This is a genomic window from Mesorhizobium sp. M1B.F.Ca.ET.045.04.1.1, assembly GCF_003952465.1.
Classification (GTDB): domain Bacteria; phylum Pseudomonadota; class Alphaproteobacteria; order Rhizobiales; family Rhizobiaceae; genus Mesorhizobium; species Mesorhizobium shonense.
In genome coordinates, this window is the sequence record NZ_CP034448.1 from 6626406 (window position 1) to 6648812 (window position 22407).

Sequence of the window (22407 nt, forward strand, 5' to 3'; positions counted from 1 at the left end):
TTCTTGTCATGAAAGATGCTGGCGCTTCACGCGCGGCGACCCCCTCTGTCGCCTCCGGCGACATCTCCCCCTCAAGGGGGAGATTCCCTGCGCTCCCAATTGACAGCGCCGCCCTCCTCTTCCATACCTGCCCGCGTTAAGTTCTCAGGGCGGGGTGAAAGTCCCCACCGGCGGTAAGAGCTTCGGCTCAAGCCCGCGAGCGCTTCCTGGCAACAGGAGGGTCAGCAGATCCGGTGCGATTCCGGAGCCGACGGTTACAGTCCGGATGGAAGAGAACGTACGTGAGGACGGCCCGCTTATGCGGGCCGGTTTTTGCGTCGTGCGTCCTGATTCTGGTTCGAAACGGAAGGAAGGACCCATGAATCAGCATTTCCCCAAAACCAATGAAATCCGCCGTGTCGCCGTTGTCCGGGCGCGTTGGCATGCCGACATCGTCGACCAATGCGTGACGGCCTTCGAGGCGGAGCTTGCCGCGCTCGGCGGCTTTGCCGTCGAGATCTTCGACGTGCCGGGCGCCTATGAAATCCCGCTGCACGCCAAGACGCTTGCCGAGACCGGCCGCTACGCCGCGATCCTCGGCACCGCTTTCGTCGTCAATGGCGGTATCTACCGGCACGACTTCGTCGCTGGCGCGGTCATCGACGGCATGATGAGTGCGCAGCTTGCGACCGGCGTGCCGGTGCTCTCGGCCGTTCTGACGCCGCACAACTATCATGACAGCGCCGAGCACCATCGCTTCTTCCATGAGCATTTCAAAGTGAAGGGCAAGGAAGCGGCGAAGGCCTGCGTCGAGCTCCTTGCCGCGCGGGAGCGGATCGCCGCTTAAGCTCGAGAAGGCCGGATTTCAGCCCTGCAACAAGAATTGCGGCCGAAAAGGCTCCAAAAGGTTGCGGTAACTCCGAAATCCGGCCAGAAGCAACGGGGCCGCCCGCCCGGGCGGCCTTTTCAAACACGGGCTCGAACCAGATACGGGAGACTATTCGTTGGCTCGCATCACACTGAGACAATTGCTCGACCATGCCGCCGAACACGGCTATGGCGTGCCTGCCTTCAACATGAACAATATGGAACAGGGGCTCGCCATCATGGAGGCGGCCGAGGAGACCAAGTCGCCGGTCATCCTGCAGGCCAGCCGCGGCGCGCGCGCCTATGCCAATGACGTGGTGCTGGCCAAGCTGATCGACGCGCTGGTCGAGATCCATCCCGACATCCCGGTCTGCATGCATCTCGACCACGGCAACAACGAAGCGACCTGCGTCACCGCGATCCAGTACGGCTTCACCTCGGTGATGATGGACGGCTCGCTGAAGGAGGACGGCAAGTCGCCGGCCGACTACGCCTATAATTCCGGCATCACCCGACGCGTCGTCGACATGGCGCATTGGGGCGGCGTCTCGGTCGAAGGCGAGATCGGCGTGCTCGGCTCGCTGGAGAGCGGCGGCGGCGAGCAAGAAGACGGCCATGGCGTCGAAGGCGCGATCAGCCACGACCAGCTACTGACCGACCCGGTGCAGGCCGAGCAGTTCGTGCGCGACACCCATGTCGACGCGCTGGCCGTCGCCATGGGCACGAGCCACGGCGCCTATAAATTCTCGCGCAAGCCGGACGGCGCGGTGCTGGCGATGAACGTGATCGAGGAGATCCACCGCCGCCTGCCCAACATGCATCTCGTCATGCACGGCTCGTCGTCGGTGCCGGAGGAATTGCAGGAGATCATCAACAAATATGGCGGCCAGATGAAGCCGACCTGGGGCGTGCCGGTGGAAGAGATCCAGCGCGGCATCAAGCACGGCGTGCGCAAGATCAACATCGACACCGACAACCGCATGGCGCTGACCGGCGCCATCCGCAAGGTGCTGACCGAGAACCCTAGCGAGTTCGATCCGCGCAAATATCTGACGCCGGCCATGGCGGCGATGAAGAAGCTCTGCATGGAGCGCTTCGAGCAGTTCGGCACCGCCGGCAACGCGCCGAAGATCAAGCCGATCCCCCTGTCGGACATGGCCAAGCGCTACAAGTCGGGCAGCCTCGACCCGAAATTCGGCTAAGCCATCGGCTCCCGCGACCGGCTGAACCCGGTTGCGGGAGCCACATCCGGCGGAACTTCACGCCACCAAATCGGTTCCTGTCCTGACACCTCCCGCGCCCACCAGCAGGGAAGGGGCAGATCATGAGCAAGGATCGCGACGAGGAAGGCCCGGTCTTTTCCGGCCAGGACGCGCGGCAGGGCGAGATCATCCTGCGCACGCGCACAAGACGCATCATCTTCATCGCCGGGCTCGTCGGCATCGTCGTGCTGGCATTGGTGCTGAGCATCGTCGTCCGGTGACGGCTGTTGGTCGCCAGGCACGCCAAGGAACCATCCGCGCCAAGCCAAGTTGAACAGTCCAGATGCAATGGAGGGCGTTTTTGCGCCGCCGTGACGGATGTTCGAGCCGCTTTGCTGCGACATGCCGCTTCATCCAACCTGGCCGGATCTCGTCGCGCGGCTGTTGCTGACGCTTCTGGCAGGCTTCCTCATCGGCTTGAATCGCGAGGCGCGCGGCCATTCCGCCGGGCTGCGCACCACCATTTTGGTTGGCCTCGCGGCTTGCGTCGCCATGGTTCAGGCCAACATGCTGCTCGATGTGTCCGGCAAGGGGCCGGAGTCTTTCGTGCGCATGGATGTGATGCGCTTCGCGCTCGGCGTGCTCACCGGCGTCGGCTTCATCGGCGGCGGCACCATCCTGAGGCGCGGCGATCTCGTCACCGGCGTCACCACAGCCGCGACCATGTGGATCATGACGATGATTGGCCTCGCCTTCGGTGGCGGCCAGTTCGGCCTCGGCGGGATCGCGACGGTGCTGACCTTGGTGACGCTGCAGGCGCTGAAATGGGTCGACCTCAAGATCCCGCGCGCCCACAAGGCGCTCCTCTCTGTGTCATGGCCGAAAGGCTCGCCACCCGACATCGGGGACATCGTACGGCCGCTCGGCTACGATGCACGCTTCGTCGGTATGGAGCACGACCCCGACCGCAACCGCTTCATGTTTTCCTTCAATCTTCAATGGAAGCAGCCCGACGCGGTCGAGCCTTCGACGGACGTGCTGGCGGTTGTCGCCGAGCACTGCGCGGTCGAGCGCTTCGAGGTGATCAGCGAGAAGGAGACCTGAGTATGCGATGCCAGAAGGCTGGCAAGCTTACTCGGCCGCCTTTGGGGTCTCGGCGTCGGCGCGAACGAGCTTGATGTCGGCGCTCGCCGCCCAGGCGCCAATGTCTTCCCGACGAAGCGCCGCCGCCATCATGTCGGGAAAATGGTCCGGCGTGCAGGCAAAGACCGGGATACCCAATGCCGCAACCGAACCGGCCATGGACGGATCATAGCCGGGGCGGCCCTGATCGGTGAGCGCCAAGAGTACGACGACATTGACGCCCGACCGCACCAGCGTTGCCAGTCGGCGCAGCAGCTCCTGACCGTTGCCGCCCTCGTAGAGATCGGTGATCAGCACGAAGTGGGCCTTGGTCGGCCGTTCGATGCGCTCGGCGCAATAGGCGACCGCCTGATTGATGTCGGTGCCGCCGCCGAGCTGGACGCCGAACAGCACCTCGACCGGATCGCTGAGCTCCGCTGTCAGGTCGACGATCGCGGTGTCGAAGCAGACGAGTTTGGTGCGCACGACCGGCAGAGACGCCATCACCGCCGCGAAGATCGAGGCGTAGATGACCGAGCTCGCCATCGAGCCGGACTGGTCGACGCAGAGCGTCACCTCGTCGAGGTCGACCAACCGGCGCTGGCGGCGCATGAAGCCGACCAGCTTTTCCGGCACCACGGTCTTGTGGTCCGGCTGGTAGTGGCGAAGGTTCGCCGCGATGGTGCGTGGCCAGTCGATGTCGCGCTGCCTTGGCCGGTTGGTGCGCCGCGACTTATCGAGCGCGCCCCGGATCGCCTCGGCGGTCTTCTGCTCGAGACGCTGCATCAGCTTGGCGACGATGTCGGAAATGATCGAGCGCGCGATGTCCTTGGTCTTGTCCGGCATCGCCGAGCGCAACGAGACGAGGTCGGCGACGAGATTGACGTCGGCCTCGATCGCCCTGAGGAACTCCGGCTCCATCAGCATCTGCTTCAGGTTCAGCCGCTCGAAGGCGTCCTTCTGCACGATTTGGACGACCTGCTCGGGGAAGAACGAACGGATATCGCCCATCCATTGCGCGACGCGCGGCGCCGAACGGCCGAGCCCGCCGCGGCGCTTGCGCTGGTCGGCGGCGGTGTCGCCGCTGCCATCGCCATAAAGCGCATCGAGCGCCGCCGACAATCGTCGATCCTCGGCCGAGAGCGCCGAGGAGGCCCCGTCGTCGGCGCCGATCGCCAGGCGCCAGCGGCGCTCTCTGGTTCCTTCCGTGGGATCGAGCTCCGGCCCGATTGTCTCATCATCCATGGCTGGGCTCCCCTGCGAGCAGCTTGCCGAGGAGATCAAAATGCCTGCGCCACGCCTCGCCCCCATCGGGCGCCGGCGTCAGCCCGGCAGGCAGGCTCGCTCTCTTGCCAAGCACGGCCTCGATGAGGCGCCGGCGCTCCATGCTGTCGAGGTTGGAAAAGACGCGGCGCAGCAGGGGCAGGTGCGCAATAAAGGCTTCCTCGTCGAGCGAGGCCAGCCAGTCATCGACAGCGCCGCGCAGCCCCTCGTCGTAGATCAGCCTCTGGCCGGCGCCGCTGAAGAAGCCCTCGAAGAAGGCGGCGGCATCGGCGACCGGCGTTCCAGGCGACAGGCGCTTCCCCAGCAGGTCGGCCGTGGCTTCGGCGGAGAGGCACCCGGCCTCGTAGAGCAGATGCGCGGCGCAACCGGCAACGAGCGCCGTCGAGCGCGACGAATCCAGCGCGGCTGCAAGCCCGTTGCGCCAGGCCTCCAGGACATGCTCGTCCGGCTCCACCAGCTTGATCGCCTCGTCGGCCTTGCGCAGCGCACCCATCAGCGCCGCGGCGGCCTGCGCGTCGAGGTCCCGCGCCGCATAAGGCAGCGCGATCGAACCCTCGATGATCAGCCGTTCCAGCAGGCCGGCGAGGCGCTCCGTCTCGGTCTTGCGCGCTTCGCCATAGCGGATGATGTCGGCGAGCGGCGGCACCGAGGCCAGCAGCTCCAGGCATTCGCTGCTGTGCCCCGCCTTTTCCTCCAGTGCAGCAAGGCCGGCCGCGGATGCCTCTCTCAAGGCCGCGGTGATCGCGTTCTGGACCAGCGTGGCCAAAGCATCGAGCGTCGAAGCAGTGCCGATCATCTGGATCAGGCGGCCGTTGGCGGCTTTCTCGATGGTCGGTCCGTAGACCAGGTTCTCCACCAGGCGAACGGCGTATTCCGGCTGCCAGGCCAGCATCCAGCGCTCGCGGAACGTGCCGCGGCTGCGGCCGATGTCCGTCAGCCTGCCCCAATTCACGCCGAGCACGTTCAGCCGGTGCAGCAGCGTCGAGCGGAACAGCCCGCTCTCGCTCCGGAGATCGACGGAAAGTTCCCGCTCCAACGCCTCGGGCTTCAGTCGCGCAGCCTTCTGGTTGCGCTGCAGGTCGTCGATCAGCGGCGCAAGCGGCGTGTCGGACGGAATCTCACCGACATCGGCGCCGAGCAGCAACTCCGCCTCGACCATCCTCCACAGCAGCGCCTCGCCGTTGAAGAGAGCCGCGATCGAGGCGTCGCGCAATTCCTCGAAGCCCGGCTTCGGCCGTTCGCGGATGGCGGCGAGCGCTCGCGCCAGACGCTCCGCCTCGATCAGCGACGCGGTCGAGATCATGTGGCCTTTCGCTCGAAGCACCATGGCGATGCGCGACAGCCACAGGACCGAGGCATCATCCTGCCCACGCGTCTGCCACAGATGCTTGCACCAACCGGGCGCGACGACACCGGCGCCGTAGCCATAGCCCGACGCCAGGCGTGGTCCGGTCCATGGCGCGAAGGTCATCGTGGTCTTGCGCCGGCCGATGCCCTTGAGCAGCACCTGGTCGCTCTTTTGCGTATGCGCCGCTTGCAAGGCCGGCACATGCCAGGCGCCGCAGACGACGGCCAGCGGCCCGTCGAACTCCTTTCGCGCGGAGGCGATCTCGAGGCGCATATGCGCTTCGCGCATGGCCTCGAACCCGCCGATCGCACCCTCGCCTTCGCGCAGCGTCGTCATCGCGTCGGCGATGGCCGCGAAGATCGGGCCGGGCTCGGGGTTCTGCTCGATGATGTCCGACCACCAGCTCTCGCCGTCCTCGTAACCGGCGGCGCGCGCCAGGGTGCCGATCGGATCCTTGATGCGGGTGGGTTCTTCGCCCTGCCCTTCCGTGACCTCCGCCTCGGCGGCATCGGCGTCTGTCGAGCCTTCAGGCCCCTTCTCGGCAAGCCGCGCCGCGGACGGCAGGTCGATGAAGCGCAACGCCGCCTTGTTGGCGACGGCCCACAGGGCCGCCTGATATTCCGGAGAGAATTCGGCGAACGGCCAGAAGCTCGTCGCCGCGGGATCGTCTTCCGGATAGCAGAGCAGCGCCACCGGCGGCCTCATGTCGGGGCTGGCGAGCAGTGGCAGCAGCGGCGAGGCATCCGTCGGCCCTTCGATCAGCACGGCGACCGGCTGCAATTCCTGCAACGCCTTGACCAGGCTCTCGGCGGAGCCGGGCCCGTGATGGCGAATGCCGAAATAGCTGATGCGGCCCTGCGTCATGGCTCAGATGGCTTCATTCAGCGCCACGTAATAGGCGGCGTAGTCAGGGCGCTTCTTCAGCACCGTCTCCAGATATTCCTCCAGCACGACCTTGTCCTGGACCGGATCCTTGACGATCGCGCCGACGAGGCTTGGCGCCAGGCCTTCGGCGTGGAGCTCGCCGCCGTCGAACCACGCCGCCTGGCTGAGACCGCTGATCATCGTAGCGATCGCCTCGGCGGTGGAGAGCGAGCCCGACGGTGCCTTCAGCGTCACCTTGCCGTCGGCGGTCGCGCCGGAGCGCAGCTCGCGGAAAATGGTAAGCACCCGCGCGATCTCCTCGCCGACATTTTTTGGCACCGGCAGGTCCAGTCCGCCGGCCATTTCGCCGACGCGCCTGGAGACGATCGAGACTTCCTCGTTCATGTCCTCAGGCAGAGGCAGCACCACGACATTGAAGCGCCGCTTCAGCGCCGAGGAGAGCTCGTTGACACCCTTGTCGCGATTGTTGGCGGTGGCAATGATGTTGAAGCCGCGTTGCGCGTAGATCGAGGTGTTGAGCTCCGGTACCGGCATCATCTTTTCCGACAGCACGGTGATCAGCGTGTCCTGCACGTCCGAGCCCATGCGGGTCAGCTCTTCCAGGCGGCAAAGCTTGCCCTCCTGCATGGCGCGGTAGAGCGGCGTCGGCACCAGCGCCTCCCGGCTCGGGCCTTTCGCGAGGAGTTGGGCATAGTTCCAGCCGTAGCGGATCTGGTTCTCGTCGGTGCCGGCGGTGCACTGCACGATCAGCGTCGAGTTGCCCATAATGGCGCCGGCGAGATGTTCCGAGACCCAGGATTTCGCCGTTCCGGGAACGCCAAGCAGAAGCAGCGCCCGGTCGGTCGCGAGCGTCGCCACCGCGGTTTCCATCAGTTGCCGGCGGCCGACATATTTCGGCGAAATCACCGTGCCGTTGCTCGCCTTGCCGCCCATCAGATAGGTGAGCACGGCCTTGGGCGACAGGCTCCAGCCGGCAGGCTTCTGCCGGTCGTCATCCTGCGCAAGTGCCAGCAGTTCGGCGGCATAGACCTGCTCGGCCGGGAGGCGGATGGCTGCGTTCATGCGATCTTCTCCGGGTTGATTCATCTGTCGGATTGGGAAGGGCTTTCGGCCAGCGCCGCATTGAGCCGCAGCAGGCCGAGCGAGGGGGATGCGGGCGGCAGGCCGGCTGCAATTAAATCTTCGGTCAGTCTCGTTGCAGCTGTTGCCGTAGCGAGAAAGCCCATCATCTCGAGCAAGTCGTGAACTCCTTGCCGCATAGCATCGTCGTTTCCGCCAATGATGGAACGCAACGCTGGGAGCACTTGCCCATTCGTCAGGTCGTCCCAGTCCAGCCAGCCAGCGTCGAGGCTTTCCGCCAGATTAAGCATTCCGAGATAGTTCGCCTGCTTAAGGATCAACCGGACCAGCACACGTTTGCGGCGACTGTCCAAGCGCGGCATCAATTGAAGCGCGCGAAACACATGCTTGCCACCTTCTGCGACAAGCATGTCGGCCATATGCGCCACCGCAGTGTCACTGCCAGAGGCGGCGACCATGCGCGAGAGAAGGATATCGGCATTGTTGTCGGTGCCGAACTGCCAGCCGGTTATCAACTCGGACTCCGTCACGCCGAACCGCGTCGCCAGATCGACCAGATTGCAGAGCTCGAACAGTTCGGCGCGGCGCTGCTCCTGCGCATGCGATTTGGTTTTCGCCGGGCCGAACGTCGTCCGGCGGCGGATGAAGCCGGCCTTGCCTTCCTCGATGAAGCCGGCGAGCTCGGCCACGGGAACGTCCGGACCGCCTTCGCCATGCTCGCCCAGCATTGCCAGCATACGGCCGGCCAACTCGCGCACCTTTCCGGACCGGTCGGCGGATAGACTTCTCAGGAACGGCGCATCTTCGGAACCTAGACCGATGCGGATGAGCTCAATCAGCGACAGCCTGACTTCGGCCGATTCAGCAGGTGCCTTGGTCTCGATCAGCAGCCTTGCGGCAGCCGGCTGGCTCCTACGCATCGTGGCGAGCGCGACGCGCCGCGCCGCCGGATAGAAGTCAGCCCAATTTTCCGCGCTCAATTCGTCCTGTTCGCCCCGCCGGCCCTGTTCGGCGCTCGCCTGCCAGTCGATCCAGGGCGCATAGACATCCGGCGCGGTTTGGTCTGACGCGGCCGGCATCCAATCCATCGGATGGGCGACAAAGCCGCGGGAGGCGACCAGTCCGATGACCCGCGCCTTGCGTTTGGCATCGGCTGCATATTTCAATGCCGCACGCAGCGACGGCCGCAGCCGGTCGGGGAGCATCGGCAAGGCAAGCACTGGCAACGGCGGGCGCCGTTTCAAGGTTTTCGGCGCCGCCGGGCGAAGCGCGACATCGAGCGCCTGAGCGGCGATGGCCAACAGCCGCCGCTCCTGCTCGTCCGGGCTGGAAGCGGTGGCGACCCCTTTCCACTCGACCGGGGCCAATTCGAACATTGCGCCGCCCGAAATCCAGCCGTCGCGCAACCTTGCCAGCCCTGCCTGTTCGAGCTCATTCACGACAGATCGAGCCTCCCGATGCTGCTCTGCGAGGCCAGAAGTTCGAGCCTGGCGCCGTTCCAGAGCGCCGCTGTCGCGGCAAGGTCGAGGCCGAGCAAGGTCTGATTGACGGAGCCCGCGACAGGCAAGGCAATGCCATGCGGATTGCTCGCCGCCTGCCACCAGGCGCCATCCTTTTCGTCCAGCGCGATCGCGCCGGCCGGCAGGATGACCGGGCAGTCGGACAGCCAAGGCGCGCCGTCCTGGAAGGCGGCATAGGCGGCCAGCGGATCGCCGGTAGCGGCTTCAGCGAAAGCTGGCCACGCGCCCGGCGTCACATCGCCCAATCGTTCCGCGATCAGCGCCCGCAGCGGGTTGCGCGAGGGATAGAACACCAGCCTTGCCTTGAAGCGGTCTCCCGGCGCGAAGGCGCCGGAGCGCCGGCCTGCCGAAGCCGGGAAGAAATCGAGCAGCACGGCAAATCGCGGGGTTGGGCTCCTGAGATCGAGCAGCCAGGTCGCATGGCTGACGAGGCCGTCGCGGCGGGTCTCGATCTTCTCACCGAGCACCTCCCAGTCGCTCTCGACCTGGACGGCATCGGGGTTGGCGAGGATCTGCTCACGGGTCTCCGATGTCGAGACAAGGCGTTTCAGTTCGGCGTCGTCTGGCGCGGCGCGCCAGGCCTTGGCGAGCAGCACCAGCTTGCCGAGCTCGCGGATCGCGGCATCCGGCCTCTCTTCGCTGCGCAGCGCCATCAGCCGCGCCGGCAGCTCGTCGATACGCCCGGCGAGCGCCGTGGCCTTCAGGTCGACAAGCCGTGCGGCGATGCGCCGGCAGCGCTCGCTGCTGGCATCGACAAATCCGGCGAGGCCGAGCCGAAGCTGGTCGGCAATCCACTGGTCGAGCTCATCGAGCGCGGCAGAAACCGCGCTTCGCGTATCCTCGGCCCGCTTGCGCTGCGCCGCCCCGCGGCGTTCGGCAGCGGCGGCGTCCTCGACCGGGGCGCTTTCCTCAGGCCGCGAGGCCTCGTCGATGCTTTTGGCTTCGGAACGTGTTTGCGCCGGCGGCTGCCCCGGCTTGCGGCGCCGGCCGAGCCAATCGTTCACCCAGTCCGGCGTCTGATCGACACGCTGGAAGCTGTCGAGCGCCGTGGCGCCGATCCACATCAGCGCCAGGATGTGCTTGCACGGAAACTTGCGCGACGGACAGGTGCATTTGTAGCCGTGATCGGACGTGTCGAACGCGACGCGATAGGGATTCGAGCCGGACCCCTGGCATTCGCCCCAGATCAGCGGCAGCTGTTCGTGTGCCTCAAGCCGAGGCCAGTTCGACCGCTTGGTCAGCTTGGCGGCGGCGCCAAGCGAGGCCTGGTCGGGGGCTAAAGCCTCGATTGTTTTCAGATCCAGCTGCAAGCCGCCCCCTCATGACCCCGAAGCATGATATCGCGACGATTGATAGCCGTTTGCGGCGCGCCGGTGTAGCTCCCGCCGCCGCAAAGTTTACAGGCTCGATGAACGCGCGCTTACATTCCGCGCAAAAACTCGATGACCATCGCCGCCGTCCAGGTGAAACGGCCGCCGCCGAGCGGTTCACCGGTGAGCGGGTCGTAATATTCGGCGAAGCCGCTTTCGGTGATCAGGTCGAGACTGGAGCCAGTGATGCGCCGGGCGACCTCGGCGTGGCCGGCGGCGAGAAGGCCGTCGGCGATCATGTAGTTGACCACCAGCCAGACCGGGCCACGCCAGTAGCGCCTGGCGTCGAAACGCGGGTCGTTGGGATCGTGCGAGGGCACGATGTGGCGCGCCTTCCCGGCCAGGCGTTCGATGGTTGCGGCGATCGCTGCGGCGCGCGCCTGCGGGATGGCAGCGAAGGCCGGCAGGACGCCGCCGACGGAGGCGCTGTCGACAAGCTTGCCGGTCAGGCGGTCGAGGCAGAGATATTGGCCATGCGCCTCGCTCCACAGGCGCTCCATCGCAGCGATGCCCTTTTCGGCGCGGGCGCGATTGGCTTTGGCGATCCCGGTGTCGCCCAGCGCCTCGGCGAGATCGGCAAGATCGGCCGCGGCGCGGATCAGGATGGCGTTGAAGCCGGGATCGACGATCTGGAATGGCGAAGCGTCGTGCAGCAGGGCGTTGTCCCAGCCCAGCCCGCGGAAATGCTGCACCAGCCAGAGATAGCGATCATATTGCGCCTGGGTCGGGCGATGGGCCGGGTCGGCATGCAGGATGTCGCGACGGATGTAGGGTTCGACCCCTTCGGTCGGGACGCGCTCGAAGGCTTGGTCCCAGTCGATGGAATTGTCGCGGCCGGACTCCCAGGGGTGGATGATCGCGACCAGCCCTCCCCCTTGGGGTCCCGATTCTCATAGAACCAGCGGTGCCAGGCGTCGATCTTGGGCAGCAACCTGCAGGCCCGCTCGACCGCCAATTTCCTGTCGCGCGCCCTGTCGAACAGGCGGCGCACGGCAAAGCCGGCGACGGCCGGCTGCGTGATGCCGGAAGTCGCCGTCGGGCGGCCGGTGCGCCAGACCTCGGGCCCGGGAAAGTAGCCATCGTTCCAGACATGGAAGACGATGTGCGGAACCATGCCGTCGGGCCATTGATGCGCGAACAGGGTCTCGATCTCGGTCCAGGCCCGCGCTTCGTCATAGTGGGCGAGGCCAAGCGCCGTCAGGCAGGAATCCCAATTCCACTGGAACGGGTAGAGGCCTTTCGTCGGGATGGTGTAGTCGCCGTGGTCGTTTTCCTTCAGCACCTCGACGGCGCGGGCAATGATGTCTTGGGCGGCAGTGGCTGTCATGGCGGCTCGAGGTCTTTCAGAGGGCATTGGTGGTTTCGGGGTCGAACCAGCGGATGCGATCGGGCTTGGGGGCGAGCCGCAGACGGTCGCCCACGGCAACGGCGGCGCTGGAGTCCAGCACGGCGCGGAACAGTCCGCCTTCGACATCGCAAGTGACCAGCGTGTGCGGCCCGAGCGGCTCGATGACGCGCACGGTGGCCTGCAACCCATCGTCGCCGGCATCGACGTCCTCGGGCCGGATGGCGAATTCGATCGCTTGCCTGTCCGACTTCGGTCCCGGCAGCGTCAGCCCGGCTACGTTCCAGTCGCCGTTCGCGGCTTTGGACGCGGGCAGGAAATTCATCGGCGGGTTGCCGATGAAGGAGCCGACGAAGCGCGCGGCCGGATTGCGGTAGACCTCGACCGGCGAGGCAGCCTGGACGATGCGGCCCTGATGCATGACGGCGATGCGGTCGGCGAGGCTCATCGCCTCGACCTGGTCGTGGGTGACGTAGATGGTCGTGGTCTTCGAGGCCGCGAGCACGCCTTTGAGCTCGGCGCGCATCTCCAGCCGCAGAAGCGCGTCAAGGTTGGACAGCGGCTCGTCCATCAGGATGACGTCCGGCTCCATGGCGAGTGCGCGGGCGACGGCGACGCGCTGGCGCTGGCCGCCTGACAGCTGGCCGGAATAGCGCTTCAACAGTTGCTCGATATGCATCAGCTCGGCGGTGCGGCCGACGCGGCGCTCGACCTCGGCCTGCCCCAGCTTCTTCATGCGCAGGCCGAAGGCAATGTTCTCGAACACGGTCAGATGCGGGAAGACGGCGTAGTTCTGGAACACCATGGCAATGCCGCGGTCGCGCGGCGGCAAATGGTCGACGCGGCGGCCGCCGATCCAGACCTCGCCCTGGCTCGGCGTCTCCAGCCCGGCGACGATCCTGAGCAGCGTGGTCTTGCCGCAGCCGGAGGCACCGAGCAGCACCATGAACTCCTGATCGGCAACCGTGAGGTCGACCTGATGCAGCGCGGTGAAGCCGCCGAAGCGCTTGGCCACTCCCTTGATGGCGATTTCAGCCATGAGCGTTCTCCGTCTGGCGCGTCATCGGTTGGCGATCCCCCACATGGCGAAGAGATATTTCCTGACGGCGAAGATGAAGATCAGCGCCGGCACGACCAGCGCCGCGCCGCCGGCGAATTTGAGATAGAGCGGCGACTCGCCAAGGCTCTGCAGCAGGAAGGCGGTCAGCGTGCGGTTCTCGATGGTGAGCACCGCGGCGGCGAAGACCTCGTTCCAGGAGATGGTGAAAGCAAACACCGCCGAGGCTGCGATACCGGGTAGCGCCAGCGGCAGGATCACCTTGCGAAACGCCTGCCATCGGGTGCAGCCGAGCGTCCAAGCCGCTTCCTCCAGTTCGACCGGTATGCCGGAAAACAGCGAGAAGGTGATGAGCACCGCGAAGGGTAGCGCCAGCGTGGTGTGCACCAGCGCCAGGCCGATCGCGGTGTCGTCGAGGCCGGTGCGGATGAACATCACCGCCAGCGGCAGCGCCAACAACGGCAACGGGAAGGCCCTGGTCATCAGCACCAGGAAGCGGAACGCGCCCTTGCCCGGAAAGTCGAAGCGCGACAGCGCGTAGCCTGCCGGCGCGCCGAAGCCGATCGACAGGATCATCGTCAGCGTGGCGACGAGCACCGAGTTCCACAGCGCCCTGGCAACGCCGGCGAAGTTGATGAAGAAGGACAGGCTGCCGAGATCGAGGGACGGGAAGAAGCGCTTGGGAAAGGTAGTCACGTCTTGCGGCGACGAAAGCGCGTTGACGATCAACAAGTAGATCGGCAGCAGCACCCAGACACAAAGCAGGATGGTGGTGGCGACGAGCAGCCAGTCGCCGGCTTTGCGAGCATCGACGGTTGCAGCCGTGACAGGCGCTTCGGCGACAGCACTCATATGCGCGCCTCCTTCATATCCGTGCCTCCTTGGGCACGCGCAGCACTCTCAGGAAGAACAGCGTGAAGCCGATCGAGATGGCGAGGATGAGCAGCGCCGAGGCGGCGGCGACGTTGCGGTCCTGCAGCGTGAATTGCCAGTTGTAGGTCTCGCCCATCAGCACCGGCAGATTGGTGCCGCCAAGGGCGGCGACGACGGCGAAGACCTCGAAGGCGAGGATGACGCGCAAGATGATCGCCGTCTGCAGGCTGGGGCGCAACAGCGGCAGGGTAACGCGGACGAAGCGCTTCCATGGGCCGGCGCCGAACACCTCCGCCGCCTCGTAATATTCCTTGGGGATCAGCCCCATGCCGGCGACGAGGATGACCATCATGATGGCGGTTGCGCGCCAGATCTCGGCCAGCGCGACGGCGATGAAGATCGTCAGCTTGCTCTGGTAGCCGAGGAACATGATCGGGCGATCGACGATGCCTAGGCCGGAAAGCAGCGTGTTGAGGAAACCGGACTGGTCGAAGATGGCCAGCCAGATCAGGCCGGCGGCAAGGTCTGAAATGCCGAGCGGAATGGCGAAGATGTAAAGTGCTGCACTGCGCCCGCTCTCCAGCCGCGACACGACGCTCGCCATCAGAAGCGCCATGGCAAGCTGGATCGGCACGACGATTGCGGCAAGCAGCAGCGTGTTGCGGACGGTGGCCGGAAACTTCCAACTGCCGGCCATGGTGCGGAAATTGTCGAGCGTGAAGGCGCCGTCGCGGGTGACCGCCTTGAAGGCGACGAGTGCGAACGGATAGAGGAAGAAGACGCACAGGAACAGCGTCGCCGGCATCAGCAGCAGGTAGGGCAGAGCCTTGCCGTTCATGGTGTGTCCTTTGCGCTGCGGTCGAGGGCCGCGGTCCGGGCGCCCGGAGCGCAACAAACTCCGGGCACCCCTTGGGAGGATCTCTGGTGACGACTAGTCGACCGGGCAAGCGCCCTCGGACGGCTTGTCTGGCGCCCAGCACGGCGCCTTGGCCTGGTCGATGATCGCCTTGAGCGCGGCCGCCTGCTGTTCCAACACGCCGTGCACATCCTCGCCGCCGAGCACGATGCGCTCGAAGCTGTCGGTGTAGACCTGGTTGAACTTGCCGCCGAGATCGCCAAGACCCATCGGCAGCAGTGCCGGCAGCGCGTCGCGAGCGCCGGTCATGGTGGCGATGGCCGGACCGAACGCCTTCACCGAGGCCGGCATGCCGTCGGGAAGCTTGACATCGACCACAGGGAAGAAATTGGTCGCCTTCAGCGTGGCGATCTGCGTTTCCGGCTTCAGCATATAGGCGACCAGCGCCTTGGCCTTGTCGATGTCCGGGGAGGTCTTCGGAATGGCGACGCCGGCCACCACCGGCATGAAGCCGCGACCGGCGGGACCGGCCGGCGCCGGGAAGGCGACGAACTCGTCGGGCTTCTGATTGAAGGCGTCGGCGAGACGGGCGACGTGGTCGAACGCAATCCACACCTCGCCGCTCAGCAGCGGCTCCTGCATGAAGGCGTAGTTGGTCGAGTTCGGATTGGTGTACTGCCAAAGCTCCTTGAACTTGTTCCAGGCGGTCTCGGCTTCGGGCGAGCGGAACTTGGTCACCATCGAGCCGGTGTAGGACGGATAGAGGAAGCCCTCGAAGAAGCGGTGCTTCAGCCCCTTCGGACCGGCCGGAAAGCCGAATTTCGGCGAGCCGGTCTTTTCGGCGATGTTCTTCGACCATTCGATCAGCTGGTCGTAGGTGATGGTGTTGAGATCGACGCCCGGCGGCAGATATTGCAACGCCTGCTTGTTCGCCGCCATCAGATAGGTGGCCTGCATCCACGGTATATATTTCTGCTCGCCGGTACCGAGCATGCCGAGCTTCTTGTAGGCCTCGTTGATCTTGACCCCGCCAACGTCGACGGCGGAGAGATCGACAAGGCTAGCGCCGACGGTGGAGAAATCACCATGCAGGCCACCGAGCACGCCGATGGTTCCGGAGCCCGCCTGCAGTTCGGCTTGCAGTCGGGTGAGCCAGGGGCCGTCCTCCGCGACCTGATAGTCGACCGGACCGCCGAAGCCTTTCAGCACCTCATCGCGCATCTTTTGCGTTTCCTCGACCGGGCGCGCCTGCGTCGACCAGAACAGCACCTGCTGGGCCTGGGCGCCGCCAACGGCAAGCGACAGCGCCAGCGCCGCACCCGACAGCTTCTTCAAAATATTGGTCATGCTCTTCCTCCCTGGATTGACGCCGTCATGCCGGCGTCAGCTTCTTTGTCAGCGGCGCCGGTCCATGGCTTGCCCTTGGAACCAGCGTCGGCCGGATCAGCCGGGTCAGCGGCGCGGCCGGTTTCTCGGCGACGACGGTGAGCAGCATGTCGGCGATCTCGCGCGCGCACTGGCGGATCGAGGCATCGAACGTGGTGAGGCCGGGCGGCGCATAGGCCGAGGCGACGATGTTGTCGAAGCCGATGACGGAAAGGTCGCGTGGGACGGTAAGGGCGGCGCGGGCCGCCTCTTCCATCACCGTCAGCGCCAGCTCGTCGAACAAGGCGATGATCGCAGTCGGCCGATTTGGAGCCTTCAGCATCCGGTTGACGGCCTGGATGCGGGCGCCGCGATCGAAGCGCGGTGCGGTCGCCACATCGAGCCGCACCGCCGGATCGCCGCGTCGGGCGATCGCGGCGGCGAGACCATCCTGCCTGAGATGCCGAAAGGTCATCGGCTCGGAAATCGTCACCAGGCCGAAATGGCGGTGGCCGAGATCGTAAAGCATGTCGAAGGCTTCGCCGAAGGCATGGGCGCCATCGGTGTCGAGCCAGTTGTAGTCAAAATCGCTGTCGAGCAGCCGGCCATGCGCGACGAACGGAAAGCTGCGCCGGCGCAGATAGTCGAGACGTTCGTCGACCTCGGCGATGCGGGTGACGACGACGCCGTCGGCGCGCCCGGATTCGACGACATGGCGCAGCACGGCAAGCTCGGCCTGGTCCTGCGCGGCGGTGGCGAGGATGAGGTCCGAGCCATGCGCCACCAACCCCTCGCCGAGCCCGGTCACGAACTCACCGAGGAAGGAATCGACCAGGTTCGGCCCGCGGATCGGCAGCACCAGGCCGACGAAGCCGCTGCGGCCGGAAACCAGCGTGCGCGCCGCGGTGTTAGGCACATACCCGGCCTGGCGCGCCGCCTGGGCGACACGCTCGCGCGTCTTCAGGGCGATCTGCTGATGGCCGGCAAGCGCCCTCGATACCGTCGTGATCGACAGGCCGAGGCTGGCGGCAAGCTCCTTCAGCGTGGTGACACGGGCCGGCAATCGTTCCTCCCGAACGCGATGTTGAAACGTTTGTAATCGGCTTTTGCCGAATTGCAAACGTTTTAAATTTTTGCGTAAGGGTGAGTTCGAACGGGTTCGCCATGGTCTCAGACGACGCCCGCGCCGCGGACAAGATCGACGAAGCGGGAAAAGACTTCCGTGTGGCGATCGACATCGGCCGCCGAGGTCGCCGGGCACATCAGGAACATGGTGTGGAACGGCGTCACCAGTATGCCTTCGTTCATGTAGAAGGCGTGCAGCAAGGTCTCGAGATCGCCTCGACGCCCGGCAATGACGTCGGCGCCGCTGCGCGGCGGGTTCGGCATGAACATGATCTCGGCGCGGGCGCCGACCTGCGTCACATGCCAGGGCAATTTGTTGTCGGCGATGATTTTCCGCGCGGCCTCGGCAAGCCGTGAGGCGTTGGCGATCATGAGCTCGAAATTGGCCGGCGTCAGCACCTCTTCCAGCACCGCGCGCATGGTGGCGACGGTGAGCGCGTTGCCGGCTAGCGTGCCGCCGATGCCGAGATGCGCCGACTGGCGCACGCGCGGATTGACCATCGGCACGATTTTCCACAGCCGCTCGGCGATTTCCCGCGCGACGCCAAAGATGCCGGCCGGAAAGCCGCCCGCGATCGCCTTGCCGGCAACGAGAATGTCCGGCTCCAGCCCGTGCAGCGCGGTATAGCCGCCGGGACCGCTGGAGATGGTGTGCGTCTCGTCGATGACGAGCACCGTGCCGGTGCGGCGCGTGATCTCGCGAAGCGCTGTATGAAAACCGTCGGCGACCGGGATCATGCCGAAATTGGTCATCAGCGGTTCGGTCAGCACGCAGGCGACGTCGCCATGCGACAGCGCTTCCTCGAGCGCCGCGACATCGTTGAACTCGACCACCCTGGAGACGGCGGAATGGTCGACACCGTTCGGATGGATCATGTTGCGCATGCCGATCTTGCCGTCGCGGATCTCGACATGCGCCTCCTCGACGCCGCCATGGTAGCAGCCGGAGAAGACCAGCACCTTGTCGCGGCCGGTGATCATGCGCGCGATGCGGATGGCGCCACGGTTGGCATCGGTGGCGGACGTGGTCAGCGTCCAGTAAGGCAGGCCGAAGCGGCGCGTAAGCTCTTCGCCGACCCAGAGGCTGTCCTCGGTGGGCAGCATCATGGTCGTGCCGTTCTGCAATTGGTGCAGCGCTGCGCGCGTCACCGCCTCCGGCGCGTGGCCGCACATGCCACCCGTGTCGCCGAGCGCGAAGTCGACATAGTCGTGGCCGTCGATGTCGCGGATATGGGCGCCTCTGGCCGAAGCGGCATAGACCGGGAAGCCGCCGGCCCAGCGCCGCATCCAATGCGACGGCCCGCCATAGAGGAAGTGCTTCTTGCCCTCTTCCCAGGCAGCCGCCGAGCGCGGATGCGTATCGAGGAATCGTGCCTGCTCGCGGTCGAGCAGGTCTTCGATCGTCGCGGGTTGCAAATCGGTTCTGCTGGCGGCCATCACGGCGCTGAACTCTCCCTGACGCGCAAAATTTGCGACGCGTAGTTGTTCCCATGACGGTTCATTATTTGAACCGTTGTTTTGTATGTTATAGACACACTGAAGGCAGGAGCGGCGCCTGTCAAGTTAATTCACATGCGAAGTATCTCGGAGAATACGCAATGAGCACGGTGGGCAAGGCGGTGTCGCTGCTAGAACTGTTCACGCTGCAGGAGTCGGAGATCGGGCTGTCCGATCTCGCCCGGCGCGCCGGCCTCGACAAAGCCACCGCCCGGCGCCTCCTGATGGCGCTTGCCGCGCACCGGCTGATCGAGCAGGAGCCGCGGAGTCGCCGCTACCGGCTGGGCGCCGGCCTGTCGCGGCTTGCCCGCATCCGCGACGCGCATTTTCCGTTCGTGCGGGTCGCGGCGCCGGTGGTGCGAGACCTGTCATTGGAGACCGGCGAGACCGTGCACCTGTCGGAATTCAGCGCCGGCGCGCTGCTCACCGTCCATGTCGAACTGTCGGCCAAGGCCAACCGCGTCAATGTCGATGTCGGTCAGGTGCTGCCGCTGCACGGCACAGCCTCGGGCATCGCCTTCCTCGCCGCCTCGCGGCTGGAAGTGGTCAGCGCCTATCTCGAAAGGCCTTTGCAGGCCTTCACCGCGCATACGATGACCGGGCCTGACACGCTGGCCAAAGCCATCGCATTCGCCGCCGCCAGCGGCTATTCGCGCAGCGCGCAGGGCTATGAGGAAGGCGTGCACAGTGTCGGCGCCGCGATCCTCGGCGCCGACGGCCAGCCGATCGGCACGCTGTCGGTTGCCTCCCCCGTCTCGCGCGTCGACGACGCGGTCGCGGCCAGCCAGGGCGGAGCCGCAATCAAAGCGGCGCGGCTGATCTCGGCTCGGCTGACCGGCGAGGCATGATCATCTCAGCCGCGAAGGCATGACGCTGGAGCGCTTCGTCCTGTGCCTCCTCCAGCCCGACGCCGCCATGGCAACCGCCAACTGCGCATCGAAAGCGCGCTTGAACGCAGGCCGCGCTTCGCCGCGGGCGACGTAGGCGGCGAGGTTCGGGAATTCGCCCAGCAGGCCTGACATGTTCAACCTGCGCAACACCGTCACCATCAGAATATCCCCGGCACTGAAGTCGCCATCGAGCCAGTCGGCGTCGCCGAGGCAAACGGAAAGTTCGCCGAGCCTGTCGCGGATGCGATCGTGGACCATAGGCAGACGCCGCTCGTGCCAGCTCTCGTTGCGCTCCGCGAACTTTGCGATCTGCAGGTCGAGGATCGGCGGCTCCACGGTGTTCAGCGCGCAGAACATCCAGCTGATCGCGCGTCCCCGGGCATTCGCGTCGTCGGGCAGCAAACCGGCGTGATGCTCTGCAATATGCAACACGATCGCGCCCGTCTCGAACAGAACGAGGCCGCCCTCCTCATAGGTGGGTATCTGCCCGAAAGGCTGAAGCGCAAGATGAGCTGGTTGCTTCATCTCTTCAAACGAAACGAGGCGGACATCGTAAGGCTGACCCACTTCTTCGAGCGCCCAGCGAACGCGCATGTCGCGCGCCTGTCCCCGGCCGCGATCGGGCGATCGTTCAAAGGCGGTGATGGTGGGGGTCATCGGCAGGCTCCTCTTGATTGCGCTTTGCGGCCAGAGGACGAACAACCGACGCGGTTTCCGACAACCCGCCTCGCTTTCTTGGGCCTCAAACCGTCACGACGATCTTACCGAACTGCTCGCCCGATTCGAGGAAGCGGTGCGCCTCGACGATTTTGTCGAACGGAAAAGTTTTGGCGATCAAGGGCTTCAGCGCGCCCGACGCGAGGCCGTCGAGGATGAAGCGTTTAGCCGCTTCCAGCCGCTCCGGATCGCCGGTGATTTCGTGCACCAGATAGCCGCGCAGCATCAGCGTCTTCGCCAGCACCTCGAACAGCGGGAACGGCGTCGGCTCGGGACTGAGGCCGCCATATTCGATGAGGATGCCGCCGCGCGCCATCGCCGCCGCCAGCGGCGTGAAGATCGGACCGCCGACCGCATCGAGCACGACGCGCACGCCCTGCGGTGCGAGTGCCTTCAGCCGCGCTTCGAGATCCTGCTCCTGCGAGGCCACGACATGGGCGGCTCCGGCATCGAGCAGCGCTTCTTTCTTGGCCAACATCCGCGTGACGGCGATCGGCACGGCGCCGATCACCTTGGCGATCTGGATCGCGGCCAGCCCGACGCTGCTCGACGCTGCGGTGATGACGACAGGCTCGCCACGGCCGAGACGGGCGACATCGACCAGCGCGCCATAGGCGGTGAGATATTGCATCCATGTCGCGGCGGCGGCTTCGAAGCCGAGCGACGGCGGATGCTTGACCACGAGCTCGGCCGGAAAGGTGACGAGCTCGCCATAGGCCGGCCAGCGCGCCATCGAGCGCGGCGGGATGACGCTGACGGCATCGCCCGGCGCAAAACCATCGACGCCGTCGCCGACCGCCTCGACGCTGCCCGACGCCTCGAGGCCAAGGCCTGACGGCAGCGCCGGCGTCTCGATATAGGCGCCCCTGCGCATCGAGGCCTCGGCGCGGTTCAAGCCCAGCGCCTTGACGCGGATACGCACCTCGCCGGAGCCCGGCGGCGGAACCTCGACATCCTCGATGCGCAGCACCTCCGGCCCACCGTGAGCGTGAAAGCGAACAACCCTTGCCATCCATGCAACTCCAAATCCAGTTGATGGAATGGACTATGCAGAGGCATCGGGATGCGATAAATCGCGCGGCAGGCAGGACAGTCGAAACGATTGGTTTTGAATATGGATCGCCTCGAAAGCATGGAAGTGTTCGTCAAGGCTGTCGACCTCGGCTCGTTCGCGGCCGCCGCGGCGGCGCTCGACCTGTCGGGCCCGATGGTCGGCAAGCATGTCCGCTTCCTTGAGGAGCGGCTTGGCGCGCGCCTCATCAACCGCACGACGCGCCGGCAGAGCCTGACCGATTTCGGGCGCGCCTATTACGAGCGCTGCCGGATCGTGCTGGCGGAGGCGCAAGCCGCCGATGCGCTGGCCGCCGACCAATTGTCCGAGCCGCGCGGAAAACTGCGAGTGACGATGCCGGCGCATTTCGGCCGCCACTGCGTCACGCCGATCCTGCTCGCGCTTGCCCGGTACTATCCCGCACTGGAGCTCGACCTGTCGCTCAGCGACCGCTTCGCCGATCTTGTCGAGGACGGTCTTGACCTGGCGATCCGCACCGGAACGCTGGATGACAGGGCCGGCATCATCGCGCGGCGCGTCGCGCGCCAGCGAATGATCGTCTGCGCTTCGCCGTCATACATTGAGAGGTTCGGCCAGCCGCTTCGGCTCGACGATATCGCCGGCCATCAGGCGATCATCTACCGGCGGCTCGGCCAGGCGCTGCAGCCATGGCTGTTCCCGCGCGACGACGGCTCCGTAACGGAGATCGCGCCGGCCGGCCGGCTTCGGTTCGACGACCTCGACGCCATCGCCGATGCGGCGACCGAGGGCATGGGCCTGGCCTGGCTTCCATACTGGCTGGTGCGCCAGCGCGTCGAAGCAGGCAGGCTCATCCGGCTGCTGCCCGACCAGTCGGACTATCTCTACGACTGCCACGCGCTCTGGCTGCAGACGCCGCATCTGCCGCTGAAGGTGCGACTGGCGGTCGACGCGCTGGCGGCGGGATTGCCGAGAATGATGTCGTAGCGGCATCA

21 protein-coding genes and 1 riboswitch are annotated in these 22407 nt (G+C 65.9%); of the genes, 6 read left to right on the forward strand and 15 right to left on the reverse strand.

Features of this window, described 5'->3' with window-relative positions; all coding sequences use genetic code 11:
- Window positions 1-136 precede the first annotated feature (136 nt).
- A riboswitch (FMN riboswitch) is annotated at window positions 137-281 on the forward strand.
- 77 nt (window positions 282-358) lie between these two features.
- The 4 genes from EJ071_RS32975 (at window position 359) to EJ071_RS32990 (ending at window position 3152) form a co-directional block, all read left to right on the forward strand.
- Window positions 359-826, forward strand: coding sequence for a 6,7-dimethyl-8-ribityllumazine synthase (locus EJ071_RS32975; protein WP_126101595.1), 468 nt, complete (start codon window positions 359-361; stop codon window positions 824-826).
- 157 nt (window positions 827-983) lie between these two features.
- Complete coding sequence (gene fba / locus EJ071_RS32980) at window positions 984-2048, forward strand: class II fructose-bisphosphate aldolase (RefSeq protein WP_126101596.1); 1065 nt, start codon at window positions 984-986, stop codon at window positions 2046-2048.
- 122 nt (window positions 2049-2170) lie between these two features.
- Window positions 2171-2329 carry a peptide ABC transporter permease gene (locus EJ071_RS32985; protein ID WP_126101597.1) on the forward strand — a complete coding sequence of 53 codons (159 nt, stop codon included), beginning with the start codon at window positions 2171-2173 and terminating at the stop codon, window positions 2327-2329.
- A gap of 121 nt (window positions 2330-2450) precedes the next feature.
- Entirely contained in the window at window positions 2451-3152 is a 702-nt protein-coding gene (locus tag EJ071_RS32990) for an MgtC/SapB family protein (protein WP_245460056.1), read from the forward strand.
- Between the two features lie 27 nt (window positions 3153-3179).
- Here EJ071_RS32990 and EJ071_RS32995 read toward each other — a convergent pair whose 3' ends face one another.
- The 13 genes from EJ071_RS32995 to EJ071_RS33050 all read right to left on the reverse strand — a co-directional run bounded on the left by EJ071_RS32995 (window position 3180) and on the right by EJ071_RS33050 (window position 18715).
- Window positions 3180-4415: a VWA domain-containing protein gene (locus tag EJ071_RS32995; RefSeq protein WP_126101599.1), complete on the reverse strand. Its 1236-nt coding sequence runs from the start codon at window positions 4413-4415 to the stop codon at window positions 3180-3182.
- Window positions 4408-6666, reverse strand: a complete 2259-nt coding sequence (locus EJ071_RS33000) for a DUF5682 family protein (RefSeq protein ID WP_126101600.1) — start codon at window positions 6664-6666, stop codon at window positions 4408-4410. Before EJ071_RS33000 ends, EJ071_RS32995 begins: the two co-directional genes overlap by 8 nt.
- A gap of 3 nt (window positions 6667-6669) precedes the next feature.
- Window positions 6670-7749, reverse strand: coding sequence for an AAA family ATPase (locus EJ071_RS33005; RefSeq protein WP_126101601.1), 1080 nt, complete (start codon window positions 7747-7749; stop codon window positions 6670-6672).
- A gap of 20 nt (window positions 7750-7769) precedes the next feature.
- Window positions 7770-9206 (reverse strand): DUF5691 domain-containing protein, encoded by a 1437-nt coding sequence (locus tag EJ071_RS33010; RefSeq protein ID WP_126101602.1) that lies wholly within the window; start codon window positions 9204-9206, stop codon window positions 7770-7772.
- Window positions 9203-10597 (reverse strand): SWIM zinc finger family protein, encoded by a 1395-nt coding sequence (locus EJ071_RS33015; protein WP_126101603.1) that lies wholly within the window; start codon window positions 10595-10597, stop codon window positions 9203-9205. The genes EJ071_RS33010 and EJ071_RS33015 overlap by 4 nt, the downstream gene beginning before the upstream one ends.
- A 110-nt stretch (window positions 10598-10707) precedes the next feature.
- On the reverse strand, window positions 10708-11349 hold the full coding sequence (locus EJ071_RS39755) for a trehalase family glycosidase (RefSeq protein ID WP_245460057.1): 642 nt from the start codon (window positions 11347-11349) through the stop codon (window positions 10708-10710).
- Complete coding sequence (locus EJ071_RS39760) at window positions 11256-11984, reverse strand: hypothetical protein (protein WP_245460058.1); 729 nt, start codon at window positions 11982-11984, stop codon at window positions 11256-11258. The genes EJ071_RS39755 and EJ071_RS39760 overlap by 94 nt, the downstream gene beginning before the upstream one ends.
- Window positions 11985-12000: 16 nt before the next feature.
- Entirely contained in the window at window positions 12001-13041 is a 1041-nt protein-coding gene (locus tag EJ071_RS33025; protein ID WP_126101604.1) for an ABC transporter ATP-binding protein, read from the reverse strand.
- Between the two features lie 21 nt (window positions 13042-13062).
- A complete protein-coding gene (locus tag EJ071_RS33030; protein ID WP_126101605.1) occupies window positions 13063-13911 on the reverse strand; it encodes a carbohydrate ABC transporter permease in 849 nt (282 codons plus the stop codon).
- A gap of 13 nt (window positions 13912-13924) precedes the next feature.
- A complete protein-coding gene (locus tag EJ071_RS33035; RefSeq protein ID WP_126101606.1) occupies window positions 13925-14770 on the reverse strand; it encodes a sugar ABC transporter permease in 846 nt (281 codons plus the stop codon).
- Window positions 14771-14863: 93 nt separating this feature from the next.
- Entirely contained in the window at window positions 14864-16135 is a 1272-nt protein-coding gene (locus EJ071_RS33040) for an ABC transporter substrate-binding protein (protein ID WP_126101607.1), read from the reverse strand.
- A gap of 25 nt (window positions 16136-16160) precedes the next feature.
- Window positions 16161-17216, reverse strand: coding sequence for a substrate-binding domain-containing protein (locus EJ071_RS33045; protein ID WP_126101608.1), 1056 nt, complete (start codon window positions 17214-17216; stop codon window positions 16161-16163).
- A 107-nt stretch (window positions 17217-17323) separates the two neighbouring features.
- On the reverse strand, window positions 17324-18715 hold the full coding sequence (locus EJ071_RS33050) for a transaminase (protein ID WP_189521319.1): 1392 nt from the start codon (window positions 18713-18715) through the stop codon (window positions 17324-17326).
- 161 nt (window positions 18716-18876) lie between these two features.
- Here EJ071_RS33050 and EJ071_RS33055 point away from each other — a divergent pair, with 161 nt between their 5' ends.
- Window positions 18877-19623: an IclR family transcriptional regulator gene (locus EJ071_RS33055; RefSeq protein WP_126101609.1), complete on the forward strand. Its 747-nt coding sequence runs from the start codon at window positions 18877-18879 to the stop codon at window positions 19621-19623.
- Here EJ071_RS33055 and EJ071_RS33060 read toward each other — a convergent pair whose 3' ends face one another.
- Both EJ071_RS33060 and EJ071_RS33065 read right to left on the reverse strand, forming a co-directional pair.
- Window positions 19624-20322 carry a glutathione S-transferase family protein gene (locus EJ071_RS33060; RefSeq protein WP_126101610.1) on the reverse strand — a complete coding sequence of 233 codons (699 nt, stop codon included), beginning with the start codon at window positions 20320-20322 and terminating at the stop codon, window positions 19624-19626.
- Between the two features lie 85 nt (window positions 20323-20407).
- A complete protein-coding gene (locus tag EJ071_RS33065) occupies window positions 20408-21394 on the reverse strand; it encodes a zinc-dependent alcohol dehydrogenase family protein (RefSeq protein ID WP_126101611.1) in 987 nt (328 codons plus the stop codon).
- Window positions 21395-21496: 102 nt separating this feature from the next.
- Between EJ071_RS33065 and EJ071_RS33070 the strand changes: the two genes are divergently transcribed.
- Entirely contained in the window at window positions 21497-22399 is a 903-nt protein-coding gene (locus EJ071_RS33070) for a LysR family transcriptional regulator (protein WP_126101612.1), read from the forward strand.
- Window positions 22400-22407 lie beyond the last annotated feature (8 nt).